Raw genomic sequence first — 13,265 nt, 5'->3', positions numbered from 1 at the left:
GGGCGTGTGGCCCTGGTTCAGCTGGTGATGAGGGCGAACGACTCCCAGGGCCCGATCGCGGTGCGGTTGGCGATCAGTGGCGAGGCGCCGGCGTCCTCGGCGCAGACGTACATGCCGTTCGCCTGTGCTCTGAGGCTGATCGTGCCGTCGGGGTTCTTGACCTCCTGGAAGGTCTCCCAGGCGCCGATCGTGTCGCGGTTGGCGATCAACGCCGAGGCGCCGGCGTCCTCGGCGGTGACGTATTTGCCGTTCGCCCGCGCCTTCAGAGCGATGTTCCCGTTGCCGAGGTCCACCCGGTCGAACGACTCCCCGTTGGCCGCCACCGTCCGGTTGGCGATCAGGGGCGAGGCGCCGGCGTTGACGTACATGTTGTTGGCGCGAGAGAGCAGGCTGACCGTGCCGGACGGGGCCGTCGAGGTCCGCAGGCCCAGCGTGGAGGCGGTGCCGCTGAGGGCCTTCGCGTCCTGGTTGGCGGTGCCGGTCAGCCGGGTGGAGGTGTACGAGGACAGCGGCTTGGCGGTGCGCTCGACGACGTAGACGGTGTTGGCTGCCGTGGCGAAGGTGATCTCTGCGCTGGAGCTCGTGGTGAGGATCGCCCCGTCCGACACCCGGCGGACCTGCACCTGCTGGCCGCTCCACGGGTTGACGACCGTCGCCTGCTTGCCGTAGAGGCTCTTCACCCCGACGTACTTGACCTCGCCGGCCTCGCGCTCGGAGCTGACCTGGAAGCCGTCCTTGGCCAGCAGCGTGAACTTGCCGACGAAGGACGAGTCGCCGGGCACGGCCGGGAACACCCGGATCTTGCCGTTGTAGCTCTGCAGGAGCGACTCGTTCAGCGCCGTCAGGTGCACGCCGAGGTACTCGAAGACGCCGTTGGTGTTGTTGGTCATGCCGTTGGGGTAGTTCTGGTACTTCTGCAGCATGGTCTTCATGCCCTGATACGCCTGGTCGCCCAGGCCCAACCGGGCGGCCTGCACGGCGTCGTTGGACCACACGTTGCCGTAGGGGAAGGGCCGCTGGTTCCAGGTGTTGACCGCCGTCTGGTAATCCGGGGAGCCGATGCCGGTCAGGTCGTAGGGCCAGATCAGCTCGGCCGAGACGTTCTCGTTGTTCCTGGTCTGGGAGATGGGCGGCTGGTGCGGCTGGTAGGCGCCGCCCGAGACGACATACGGCGTCAGGTTGTCGAGCACGTTCTGCCAGGTCGCGCGCAGCCCCGCGTCGACGCCGAGCTGCTGACTGACCTGGATCGCCAGCGGGAACATGCTGCGTACGGCGGCCAGGTCGGTGATCGCGTCCTGGACGTTCCAGTACGTCTCGTGGGAGTTGGAGTTGGCCATGTGATATTTGCCGGTGGCAGCGTCGCGGGTCAGCATGGCCGAGTAGAACTTGGCGGTCTCCCGCATGAACGGATAGGCCACGTTCTGCAGGTAGTTGGCGTCGTTGGTGTACCGATAGCGCGTGTACATGCTGTAGGCGGCTTCATAGCCGGTGGAGAGGACGTTCTTGGTGTAGTCGCTGTTGATCGTGCCGCGCGCGTTGCCGTCCCAGCCCATGGTCTCCGGTACCCACAGACCGTCCACGCCGTACCGCGTCTGGGTGTACGTCTTCAGCGCGGCGTAGTTCCGGTTGTACAGGTTGTTGTGCCGGTCGATCAGATCCGTGTGGTTGGAGGCGAAGAACGAGAGGTAGACGTCTCTCTGGTTCCAGTACCAATAGGCGTTGCTCCACTTGGAGTTGTCCTGTGTGGCACGGAAGACACCGTTGATGAAGTGCGACGGATAGTTGCCGAAACCGCCCGCCGCGATCATGTACGTGGACAGGTAGTAGACGTTCTCCAGGTAGTCGGCGTCACCGGAAAGACCCGAGTACTGCACGAACGACTTGGCCCAGAACGCGTGCCACCAGTTCTTGTAGTTGGTCAACGTGGTGCTGTAGCCGGTGGACTTGACCGAGCTCAGCTGACTGCGGGCCTGGGCCACCGAGTCGTGGTTCGGGGCGTTGATCCGGCTCGCGGCCGTGAACCAGATCGTGTAGCTGGAGGTGGGGGTGATGGTCACCCGAACCGTCCGTGAGTCGACCACCTGCGTGGTGAATGCGGCGCCCTCCACGGTGGCCGCCAGCGTGTACCCGAAACCGTTCGGGTCCGCCTGGCCGCGGCTCAGCCCGGCGACGCTCGCGTCGGCGAACGTGGAGATCGTCTTCCAGGTGTTCAGGTCGGGCACGTCGGCGATGTTGGTGACGGTGGCCGGGTCCCACATGCTCAGGTTGAAGGACACACTGGACACCCCGCTGCGCGAGTCGTCCACGTGGATGCCCATCACCTCCGAGTTGGGCGAGCCCATGACGGTCACGGTCCGGTTGGTGTCGTACTTGGTCACCAACGTGCCGTCGTACAGCGACAAACGCTGCTGGTATGTGGAGTACCCGGTGTCCATCGCCGGGCTGGTGGTGAGGTTCACCAGACCCGCCGCGTACGCCGACTGCTCGGCCAGGTCGACTCCGGACGTCTGCATCGTCAGGCCGTTCTGGCTCCAAGCCATCCCGCCGGTACGGCCGTTGCCCACGGGCAGACCGTACGAGGCATTGGTGTTGGGCCTGTTGTAGACGATGTCATGCTTGGCCAGATAGCTCGCGTAGTCGACGTTCAGCGCACCGCTGGTCTGACTGAACGCGGCGTCCGTCGTCGAGGCGAGCGCCGGAGTGGCGGTTCCGCCGGCCAACAGCCCCCCAAGGAGCGCGAGTAGCGGCAGCGATCGCAGGAGTCTCATCACCATGAACACCCTTTCGGCGTACTGAGGCGCGCGAATTCCCGCACGGCGAAAGCAGAATGGGATTGTCATGCGCATTTAACAATGGTCGTTTTCCCGCGTCAAGAGTCGTGGTGCGAATCCGTTAATCGAGCTGGGCCGAGCGGGCAGAGCCGTGTTCGGAAAAGCCGAATTGGAAAATAAGGAGCCTGACAAAACGGCATCCCTTTTCCAGGTCAGTGAATGAGCTCGCGCCCGACGTCACGTGACGCATTCCCCGCGTGGTCACCCCGGCGTTCTGTCGGCCGCCTGCCGAAGTGCCCGGCCCCGGGCAAGCATCTTCCAGGCCTCGACGCGGCTGGCGCGAACCCGCTGCCCGGCATCGCCGTGCGGAGCATCCCGCGGGGCCACAAGGGCGGCCGCGAGCTTGGCCCGCCCCCGGCTCAGCCCACTGCGCACCGTACCGACCGGAACCCCACAGGCATCCGCGTTCACTGCTTCGCCGCCGCACTCGCGCTCCAGTCTCGCCGTCGATTCCGGCGGCGCGGGCGGCGCGGGCGGCGTACGACTGAACGACGTCTCCCGGGGACCCTGGTGGACAGCGGCGCAGCCACCGGGGTCACGTGTGGTTCGCCGTCCATCGGCGGGGGTACACGGATGCCGGCATTCCGGCGGCCGCGCTCTTCCTCATAGCCTTCCTCATCCACGCAACAGAGACGTCGACCGAGGCGATCTTCAGCTCGACGAGCCTCATGCTCGTCGGACTTGCCTTCCTCGCCGCGCACTTGGCCGGTGTGGGGTCGGGCTGGTCCACCCGGAGAAGCGGTAGTCGCCGCTGAGCTGGGCGAGGCTCTGGTGGACCGGTCCTGGCTGGCTTCTGGCGTGCCCTCCTGACACCGTGCACTTCTTGAGATGGGCGGCTTCGAGCCGACCCGCGCACCAGGCGACGACTATGCTGCTGTACGGACGTCCCGGACACCGGCGGCTTTGTCGATGCTCGACACAGATGGCGCTGGTAGTGGACTTGGGATCCGTAACCCGGCGCATCCCTGGGGGAATTGGGTGGGTGGCGCGGTTGAGGTCCGACAGCCGGTCGGCCAGGATCCAGGTGCTGGTCGCCGAACAGGCTGCCCTGCGTGGTGCCCGGGTCGGCGTGGTGGACGTGTGCACCGCTGCCGTGGCCGCGCTGCCGGTCGGCGGCGCCGGGCTGTCCGCGATGTCCAGGGCCGCGCCGAGCCATCCGTTGTGCAGCACCGACGCCATCAGCGAGCAGCTGGAGGAGTTACAACTCACGCTGGGCGAAGCGCCATGCGTGGACGCCTTCACCCACGGCTCGACCGTCCTGACGACCGATCTGCTGAGCGGCGCACTGCAGGATCGCTGGAGCCTGTTCGTGCTCGATGCGAGCGCCGCCGGGGTGCTGCTCGCCGACCGGGACGGCGAACTCCGTGTCACGGCCGCCTCCGAGGAGCAGGTACGCCTCCTTGAGCTCATCCAGCTCCAGAACGACGAAGGCCCCTGCTTGGAATGCTTCGACACCGGTACGCCGATGGTCGTCCCCGACCTGACCCGGGAGGTCGCCCGCCGACCGCGCTTCGTCACGGCGGCCCACCCCGCGCCGGCTTCGTAGCGGTCCAGGGTCCGCCCATGCGGCTGCGGGACGAGACCGTCGGCGCCCCGAACCTGTTCCACACCGCACCCGGCCCCTTCGACCCGGCGGACACACGCATCGCCCAGGGCCTGACCGACGTAGCCACCATCAGCCTGTTACAGCAACGCTCCAGTCAACGCAGCACGGTCCTCGACGAACAGCTGCAGACCGCGCTGAACAGCCGGGTACTGATCGAACAGGGCAAGGGCAGACTCGCCGAACGCCAGACCATCGACATGGAACAGGCCTTCGCCGCGCTGCGCGGCCACGCCCGAGCCCACAACCGCCGTCCGTCCGACCTGGGCCGCGCCTTCATCGACAACTCCGAACCCCTCCCCGGGCCTTGTGCCCTGACAGCGATGGCGGAGCGGTGGCTGAGCAGTGGCGACCAGCCCGAGAGCCAGTGTGAACCAGTCAGTCGTCCGGCAGGTCGGGCGGCTCGGGTCGCCGTTCACAGGCGGCGCCAGCGCGCCGAGGCGAAGGAGAAGACGCCGAAGAGGATCAGCCCAATCGCAATGGCAACCAGGAGCCATGGCCCCATCGGTGTCTGTGTGAAGCTACGCAGCGTTGCGTCCACGCCCTTGGCCTCGTCCGGGTCGAAGCGGATGGCTGCCACCAGGATGAAGATCCCCGCCGCGGCGAACACCAGGCCACGTGCCACGCCCCCGCCCACACCCAGACCGGTGACGACCTGCTTCGTACGGTGGCTCATGGCGCCGGTGTTGAGCTGCCGCAGAAATCGCCGCATCGCTGCCCGGACGGCGAGCACCGCACCGATGCCGATCAGCAGGCAGCCCCCGGCGCCCACCAGTACCTGGCCGTACGGCAATTCGAGCACCGATGCCGTCCAGTCCTGCGACTGCGAGTTGCCGCTGGAGCCCTGGCCGCCCCCGGCGGCATACGTCGCCGTGGCCCAGCAGACGGCGGCGTAGAAGACCGCCCTTCCGCCGTCAAGGACTCGCGAGGCGGCCTTGCGCCGAGGCCCCCTGCCCAGGACCGCGCGGGACCCCCGCCACAACGCCATGCAGCCGAAGCCGACCACCATCGCCCACAGCATCACCTTCCCGAACGGCTGTGCCGCCACCTGGGCAAGTGCGCCCTGCCGGTCGGCCGACTCCCCGCCGCCGCCGAGGGCGATCTGAATGGCAAGGGCGCCGATCAGGACGTAGACGACGCCCCGCGCGACAAATCCCGCTCGTCCTGCGGCAGTCAGCGTCTCGTTCTGGGTGGTACGGGCCGCGGACTTCGCGGACCGGCCACGCCCTTGTGTGTGAGACGAGGTCATGATGTCCTCCCCATGGCGTGGACGCGCGGTACGCGTCCACCGCTCTCCAGTGCCCCCGGCATGGGATTTGATGCGCGGCAGTCGAGGAGCGACGGCCGGAGCCGAACGGACCGGAACGGGCCGCTCGTCGGCTCGGTCACCAGGCACCAGGCACCAGGCACCAGACACCAGACACCAGACACCAGACACCAGACATCGGTCATCGGTCATCGGTCATCGGTCATCGGTTGGTCGTATCCGCCGGGCCCGCTGTTTCACCGCCTTTGTCACGCCGGGGAGTTCCTCGTGCACGAGGCGGCCGACCAGTGCACCGCCGAAGACGACGACCCCGACGCCGACCAGCCAGGACTGGACGACGAGGACGGTTCCGAAGGGACCGTAGGCGACGGCGCTGGAGGCGATCAGCGGTGAGAAGACGAGACGGGAGAAGACCCGCAGACCGAGCAGTCCGATCGCCGTGGCCACCGCGCCGGGCAGCAGGGCGCTCCACGCGACCCGCCCGCCGAGCAGCATCCGCTGCGACCACCAGAAGAACAGGACGGCGCTCAGCGCAGCGCCGAGCGCGCCTGCCGGAGAATGGCGCCACAGCGTGGTGGTGGCGGTCAGGTAGAGGGTGCCGACGAGCACGCCGAGCCACAACACGTGGCGCCATCTTGCGTACCAGCGGGCCGAGGGCAGCTCCCAGACCTTCTCGTAGCCGGTCTGCACGGCCGCCCCGAAGGTCAGCCCGAAGACAGCGAGGGCGGCAAGCCCGAAGGCGGTCGTGGTCTCCAGCACCTGACCGGGCCGGGCGAACAACTGCCCGATCTGACCCTTGGCGGCCCTCGACACGCCGAGTCCGTCCCCCAGCCACTGCGCGAACCCCCGTCCGTGCTCCGGATCCGCCGCGGAGACAACGATCAGCAGGGGCACCAGCGTGAGGAATCCGAGCGCCGAAAATCCCAGCGACCTCGGCCCCAGTTCGATCTCTCGGCTCCGCCGCCATCCGCGCTCGAACGGCGAGTCGCGGATCAGTCGGCCCAGCCGTACCGACACAGACGATCGGTCCGCGGCACCGGAAGGCTTCTTCGGCATGCACGTCGATTATCACACCCTGCGAGGACCCGTCACTGGCACCGGAGGAACGGAAACGGTTGATCGTGGAGCCTGCTTCACCAGCTGACGGTGGTGGGCCGCACTCCCGGTCCTCGGTGTGGGAGTTGCCCCAGTGCACGCCGCATCGGCCAGCAGAGCAGTGCATGGCCTCTGCCTCTTTACGGTCTTCGCGCGTCCGGAGCGGCCGAAGGCGCTCCCGGAACCTGTGGATGCCTGGCTGTCAGGGCCAGTTCATCGGTCACCCGCGGCGTTCGCGGTCCCGTCGGTCCTCGCGCGTCCAGCGCGCCAGGGGCTGACGGCTGTAGCGGCGTTCCCAACGGTTCTGACACTCCCGGCGGTTCCGGTAGTCCCCGTACCCCCCTTCTCCCCCTTCTCCCCGAATGGGAGGCCATGGTCGAAGCCCAAAGCCTCTTCGAGGCACTGGCACCGAACGAGCAGTCGACTTCGACCGGCACACTCGCCGTCTCCGACTGCCATTTCCACGCACCGCAGGCCCTGAACCGACGCCGTACAACCGACCTTGTACGTGGGGACAAGGCACCCTCGCAGAACAGCCTCGCGCCCTGCCTTGCAACCCGGCAGGACCAGGACGCCGATCGCCGGACAGCGGGACGTCGGAGCCGGCCTGTCACCACCGTGTAAACATCCTGCTGCTCCTCTCCGCGGCCGACCGCCGGACCGGCCTCCCGACTATGCTGAACGTGGACGTCCCGGACCTCGGCGAGCGACGACTGCTTGGCTCACATGCCTGCACAGAGCGGATCATTCGTCCGCTCGCCCCGCGCATCGCATCGCATCCCCAGGGGAACCGGCTGCGTCCCAGCCCCGGAACATCGGCTGCAGGATCGGCCATTCACCTGCCTGCCCGCCAGTACGACCGTGCCGGGAGCCCGGCACGGTCTCGTGAACCGAGGCAACCTCCCCATGAGTACCCCACCCATTCCCTTGTCGCACACCGCCGCAGCCGGAGGATCCCTGCAACTGCACTACCCCAGCCCGGCGTTGGAGCGGCTCGTCGCCCTCACCGGCACCGGTTCCCTGTTTCTCACTCTCCCGGATGCCCTCGCCGGGAGCCGACCGCCTCCATGGCCCTCACCCTCCTGGCACACTCCCCAGCACCAGGCCGCGCACCGGTTCCCTCCGGCCATGCCTCCCCTCCCGGGCGGTGTGCTGTGACGGCCCGCCCGGGCCGATACGACCGCGAAGACATGCAGACCGCCAGCCGACGCCCGCCACTGGTACGTCGCCCCTGAACCTGCGCCGGCTCAACCGCGGGCAGGCCGAGGGCCTGCGGGAGGACCTGGCGGACCTGTAAGTCGGAGTCCTGCGCCACAGCGCCCGGTTGGGAGCACCGTGGCCGGAAGGACTTCCTGCGCCGTCTCACGCGGGAGACCCGGCAGTCGGGGTTCGCCATGCTCACCGCGGAGGCACCCGGCTTGGTGGGGTGCGCGTTCGGGATTCCCCGTGCGGCGTGACGGCTCCTGGTGGACCGGATTCCGTGAAGCACTCCCTCAGGACGTCGGGCAACTCACCGCCTCCGGACAGGTCTTCGCCATCAGCGGGATCGTCGTCCCGCCCCTCCGAGCGGTACCGCGACCCGGCCGACCGTTTACAGGAGAGCCTGCTCGCCGAGCACCGGACGCTGCTCGGCGCAGCGCAACCCTGGTGGACCGGACCCATCGTGCGGCCTGTGCCGGGTTCCGGTCACGTGGAGGGCGTGACATCGGCCTGGTCCACCGGCCACCGGGCCCTACGGTGTTGCGGGCGCCCGTCCTTCCTCTCGGAGAGCGGACAGCGTGCAGTTGGGTGCTCGCGCCCACCTGCGCGTCCTCCGGTGAACACCGGAGGACCAGGGGTGAGGCTCGGACCTGACGATCACCGGATGAGCGGTGGGGCGGCCGGTGTATCCTGCACGGACTGGCGGCCCGGCGGAGTACCCCGTGTGTGTGCCGCGACGGTGGCGATGCGGCCGACGGCGCCGCTACCCCTCGACGACGTCAGCGAGTAGCCGTAACACCCGCAGTTCACGCCCGCGCGGGGTCAGCCGATTCCCGTGCCGCGCACCAGCAGTACCGCCACGTCCACCACCGCCACGGCGACCGCCGCCGCGAACGCCAACCTCTCCCAGCGGCGTCCCAGCACCGTCCCCACCGACGCGATCAGTACGGTCACCGCGAGCGCCGCCATTCCCCACCTGCCGGGTGGTCCGGCGGGCCCCAGCACCAGAACCGCGGACGCGGCCACCAACGGCACCGGCAGCAGCAGCCGAGCGCCGTCCGGACCCAGCCGGTGCGGCCATCCCCATACGCCCGTCGCCAGATCCCCTCGGATGTCCGGCAGCACGTCGCCCAGATGGGATCCGACCCCCAGCAACGCCCCGGCGGTGACAACCCACCAGGCCGGCCACGGATGCCCCGGCAGCCCCAGCGCGACGAACGCCGGGAGGCCGGCGAAACCCACCGCGTAGGGCGCCCAGGACCACACTGTCGCCTTGAGCCGCAGGTCGTACGCCCACGCCGCTGCCACGCCGGCCAGGTGAACGGTGCCCGCCCACAGGCCGCAGGCGAACGACAGCGGCACGCACAGCACCAGGGCGGCGTACGCGGCCACCCACACCTCCGTCACGCCGACCGTGCCGTCGACGACGGGTTTGCCCCGGCGGCCGGCTGCGATGTCCCGGCGCGCGTCGAAGGCGTCGTTGCACCAGCCGACGGACAGCTGCCCGGTCAGCACGGCGGCGCCGGTCAGGACACAACGCGCTGCGCTCTGGCCCGCGGTGACGGCCAGCGCGGACATCAGGACGGTGACCGCCACAACAGGCCCGGGGTGGCACGACCCGGCCAGGCCGGCCACCCGGCCGGCCCAACTCACGGGCGGGCCGTCGGCCGTCGACTGCTCAGGAGTGCCCACCCGCCGATCGTAGGCGCGCTGCCCCACTCGCTCGGCGCACCGCGCCCCCGGGACGAGCCGCCGGACGGGCGATCAAGGGTGTCGAAACCCCGGACCGGGGAACACGTGCAAAGCAAGTCAGCCCCATGCAGGAGCCCAGACGGGAACCGTATGACCCGGATCGCAGCTGTCCACGGTGCCCTCGCACCGCACCGTCGCACCCAGCACGAGATCACGGACATGGTGGCCCGCACCTGCCTGCCCGCGAACACCGACCGCCGGGTCCTGGACCGGCTGCACCGCAGCGCGAAGGTCGGCTCGCGCCATATGACGCTGCCGCTCGAACGGTACGGGGAACTGGACGGGTTCGGCGCCTCCAACGATGTCTTCATCGCCGCCGCCACCGACCTGGGCGCCCAGGCCGTCCGGGGCGCGTTGCACGCCGCCGGTCTGACCGCGGCCGACGTGGACCTGCTGATCTTCACCTCCGTCACCGGCATCGCCACCCCCTCGATCGACGCACGGCTGGTCGGCCGCCTCGGACTGCGGCCGGACGTCAAACGGCTGCCCCTGTTCGGCCTGGGCTGTGCGGGTGGCGCCGCCGGCCTGGCCCGGATGCACGACTACCTGCTGGGCCGGCCCGATCAGATGGCGGTGTTGCTGTCGGTGGAGCTGTGCTCGCTCACCTTCCAGCGCAACGACGCCTCGATGGCCAACCTGGTGGCGACGGGGCTGTTCGGCGACGGCGCCGCCGCGGTCGTCGCGTGCGGCGCTGACCGCCCGGACGCGATCGCGGGCCCGACGATCGTGGACACCCGCAGCCACCTGTATCCGGACACCGGGCGCGTCATGGGCTGGGACATCAACAGCACCGGCTTCAAGGTCGTCCTCGACCCGCAGGTCCCCGATGTGGTGCGCCGTTACCTCGCCGATGACGTCGAGGGGTTCCTCGGCGACCACGGGATCAAGCCGAAGGACGTGACCGCCTGGGTGTGCCACCCCGGCGGCCCCAAGGTCCTGGAGGCCGTCACCGAGGCCCTCGACCTGCCCGACGACGCACTCGATGTGACCTGGCGTCATCTGGCCGACGTGGGCAATCTGTCCTCGTCATCGGTGCTCCACGTACTGCGCGACACCCTCGCCGCTCGCCGCCCGCCGCCGGGCACGCCGGGTCTGCTGCTGGCGATGGGTCCCGGCTTCGCCTGCGAACTCGTCCTGCTGCGCTGGTAGTTCAGCCCGTATAAGGACACGAAGGACACAAAGGACAGTGGACACATGATCTGGTACGGACTTCTGGTGGCCGCCGTCGCCGCCGAGCGCGTCGCCGAACTCGTCGTCGCCCGCCGCAACGAACGGTGGAGCACCGCCCGCGGCGCGACCGAGACCGGGCAGGGCCACTACCCGGCGATGGTCGTCCTCCACACCGGTCTGCTGGTCGGCTGCCTGGCTGAGGTGTGGCTGGCCGACCGGCCCTTCGTCCCCGCCCTGGCCTGGCCGATGCTGGCCGTGCTGGTGGGCGCCCAGGCGCTGCGGTGGTGGTGCATCCGCACCCTGGGCCCCCGCTGGAACACCAGGGTGATCGTCGTACCCGGCCTGCCGCTGGTGGCGGGCGGCCCCTACCGGTGGCGGTGGCTGCGGCATCCGAACTATGTGGCCGTCGTCGCCGAGGGCGTGGCCCTGCCACTGATCCACACCGCCTGGGTGACCGCGGCCGTGTTCACGGTGCTCAACGCCGCCCTGCTCACCGTGCGCATCCGCTGCGAGAACCGGGCGCTGGCCGCCGCGACCACGTCGACCGCGGCCGCTCCGGCGTGATCGACGTCCTGGTGGCGGGCGGCGGACCGGCCGGGCTGGCCGCCGCCATTCACGCCGCGCTCGCCGGCCTGGAGACCGTCGTCGTCGAGCCCCGGACCGGGCCCGTCGACAAGGCCTGCGGAGAAGGCGTCATGCCCGGCGGTGTCGCCGCACTGCGAGCACTGGGTGTCGAGGTCACCGGCCGCGAACTGCGCGGCATCCGTTACGTCGACGGCACCGCCCGCGCCGAAGCGCCTTTCCACCGCCACGGCGGGCTGGGGATCCGCCGTACGACACTTCACTCCGCTCTGCACCGGCGCGCTCTCGACCTGGGCGTGCGGATGTTGCAGGGCAAGGTCGGCGAGGTGCGGCAGAGCGCGGACTCGGTCACCGCCGCCGGCACCACGGCCCGTTGGCTGATCGCCGCCGACGGTCTGCACTCCCCGGTGCGCCGCGGCCTGGGGCTGGAGTTGCCGGGCATCGCCCACGGCCGCTACGGACTGCGCCGACACTTCCGGGTCGAGCCGTGGACGGACTTCGTGGAGGTCCACTGGTCCGGGCACGGTGAGGCCTATGTGACCCCGGTCGGCGACGATTTGGTGGGCGTCGCGGTCCTCAGCCGCAGCCGTCGCGGATACGACGAGCACCTGGCCGACTTCCCGGCCCTCGTCGCCTCGCTGCACGGCCCGCCCGCGACGGACGTACGGGGCGCCGGACCGCTGCGGCAGCGGGTGCGGCGCAGAACCGCCGGTCGTGTCCTGCTCGTCGGCGACGCCGCGGGCTACCTGGACGCGCTCACCGGTGAGGGCATCGCCCTCGCGCTGGCGACGGCCGGGGCCGCCGTCCGCTGCCTGGCCGCCGGGCGACCGAACGACTACGAGCGTGCCTGGGCCCGGCTGACCCGACGCCACCGGCTGCTGACCGGGGCCCTGCTGACCGCGAGCCGCCGTCCGGGCACCGCCCGTCTCATCGTCCCCGCAGCGTCCCGGATGCCCCCGCTGTTCTCGGCCGCGGTGCGCGCACTGCAGTAGCTGCCCACCCCGTCCGGGACTGTCGCGCCGGAGGCCGGTCAGCCCTGTACCGGATGCCAGTCAGCCACGTACCAGAGGCCGGTCAGCGTTTGAGCGGGCCGACTCCGTTGAGCAGCGTGTCCACGACCGCGGCGGCCAGCGCGTCCGGGTCGATGTCGCTCACCGCGCGCTCCAGGATCGCCTGCTCGATCAGGGCGTGGTAGGCGCGCTGCGCCCAGGCCAGATCGGCGCCGGGGCGCAACAGCCCGGCCTCCTGGGCGCGTTCGAGGAGGAGCAGGCCCTTGGCGAAGATCCGGTCGTGTGCGGCGACGGCCTCGGGGTCGCGCAACCGGGGCTGGCTGATGGCGAACCGCCACCCGCTCTTGACCTGGATCACGTTCGCGGTGACCTGGTGGAGGGCGACCAGCGGGGGTGCGGTTTCCGGGCGGCCCGCGTCGATGGCCTCCTCGACCTGCCGGAAGGCGTGCGCCGCCATCGCGTCGAGCAGCGCCTCACGCGAGACGAAACGCCGGTGCACGGTGGTGCGCGCCACGCCCGCGGCGGCCGCGATCTGGGCCAGGCTCGCGCCGGGGTCGTCGCTCAGCACGCGCTCGGCGGTCTCCAGGATCGTACGAACGGTGCGCTCGGTGTCTGCGCGCAGCGGTCGCTCTCTCGTGGTGTCCGGCACGGTGTGACCGCCTCCCTGCTTCTCCCAGGTCTCTCCTCGGAACTCGCAACCCCCTCACCGTACATCAGTGTAGCGAGACCACGATTACTTGCATCATCGATGTTGC

9 protein-coding genes and 1 pseudogene are annotated in these 13,265 nt (G+C 69.9%); 5 read left to right on the top strand and 5 right to left on the bottom strand.

Annotated features, from left to right (window positions below):
- Nucleotides 1–17: 17 nt before the first annotated feature.
- Nucleotides 18–2,768: a carbohydrate-binding protein gene (locus tag ACFWP7_RS19735; protein ID WP_384382819.1), complete on the bottom strand. Its 2,751-nt coding sequence runs from the start codon at nt 2,766–2,768 to the stop codon at nt 18–20.
- A 602-nt stretch (nt 2,769–3,370) separates the two neighbouring features.
- On the opposite strand from ACFWP7_RS19735, the gene ACFWP7_RS19730 reads away from it, so the two are divergent.
- Both ACFWP7_RS19730 and ACFWP7_RS19725 read left to right on the top strand, forming a co-directional pair.
- Entirely contained in the window at nt 3,371–3,586 is a 216-nt protein-coding gene (locus ACFWP7_RS19730) for a hypothetical protein (protein WP_384382818.1), read from the top strand.
- 269 nt (nt 3,587–3,855) lie between these two features.
- A pseudogene (locus ACFWP7_RS19725) lies at nt 3,856–4,739 on the top strand (GAF and ANTAR domain-containing protein); the annotation flags it as partial.
- A gap of 110 nt (nt 4,740–4,849) precedes the next feature.
- Here the strand turns inward: ACFWP7_RS19725 and ACFWP7_RS19720 are convergent.
- From ACFWP7_RS19720 to ACFWP7_RS19710, 3 genes are all read right to left on the bottom strand, one after another.
- A complete protein-coding gene (locus tag ACFWP7_RS19720) occupies nt 4,850–5,683 on the bottom strand; it encodes a DUF1206 domain-containing protein (protein ID WP_384382817.1) in 834 nt (277 codons plus the stop codon).
- 213 nt (nt 5,684–5,896) lie between these two features.
- Nucleotides 5,897–6,757 carry a ribonuclease BN gene (locus ACFWP7_RS19715; RefSeq protein ID WP_384382816.1) on the bottom strand — a complete coding sequence of 287 codons (861 nt, stop codon included), beginning with the start codon at nt 6,755–6,757 and terminating at the stop codon, nt 5,897–5,899.
- Nucleotides 6,758–8,818: 2,061 nt separating this feature from the next.
- Nucleotides 8,819–9,688, bottom strand: a complete 870-nt coding sequence (locus ACFWP7_RS19710; RefSeq protein WP_384382815.1) for a UbiA family prenyltransferase — start codon at nt 9,686–9,688, stop codon at nt 8,819–8,821.
- Between the two features lie 150 nt (nt 9,689–9,838).
- On the opposite strand from ACFWP7_RS19710, the gene ACFWP7_RS19705 reads away from it, so the two are divergent.
- The 3 genes from ACFWP7_RS19705 to ACFWP7_RS19695 are packed head-to-tail and all read left to right on the top strand — an operon-like array spanning nt 9,839 to nt 12,492.
- Nucleotides 9,839–10,897: a type III polyketide synthase gene (locus tag ACFWP7_RS19705; RefSeq protein ID WP_384382814.1), complete on the top strand. Its 1,059-nt coding sequence runs from the start codon at nt 9,839–9,841 to the stop codon at nt 10,895–10,897.
- 45 nt (nt 10,898–10,942) lie between these two features.
- Nucleotides 10,943–11,482: an isoprenylcysteine carboxyl methyltransferase family protein gene (locus ACFWP7_RS19700; protein WP_384382813.1), complete on the top strand. Its 540-nt coding sequence runs from the start codon at nt 10,943–10,945 to the stop codon at nt 11,480–11,482.
- On the top strand, nt 11,479–12,492 hold the full coding sequence (locus ACFWP7_RS19695; RefSeq protein WP_384382812.1) for an NAD(P)/FAD-dependent oxidoreductase: 1,014 nt from the start codon (nt 11,479–11,481) through the stop codon (nt 12,490–12,492). The genes ACFWP7_RS19700 and ACFWP7_RS19695 overlap by 4 nt, the downstream gene beginning before the upstream one ends.
- 82 nt (nt 12,493–12,574) lie before the next feature.
- Here the strand turns inward: ACFWP7_RS19695 and ACFWP7_RS19690 are convergent, their stop codons facing one another.
- On the bottom strand, nt 12,575–13,159 hold the full coding sequence (locus ACFWP7_RS19690; protein WP_384382811.1) for a TetR family transcriptional regulator: 585 nt from the start codon (nt 13,157–13,159) through the stop codon (nt 12,575–12,577).
- Between the last annotated feature and the right edge of the window lie 106 nt (nt 13,160–13,265).

It is taken from the genome of Streptomyces sp. NPDC058470 (assembly GCF_042721055.1).
Lineage (GTDB): Bacteria > Actinomycetota > Actinomycetes > Streptomycetales > Streptomycetaceae > Streptomyces.
This window is presented reverse-complemented; position numbering and strand designations above follow the sequence as displayed.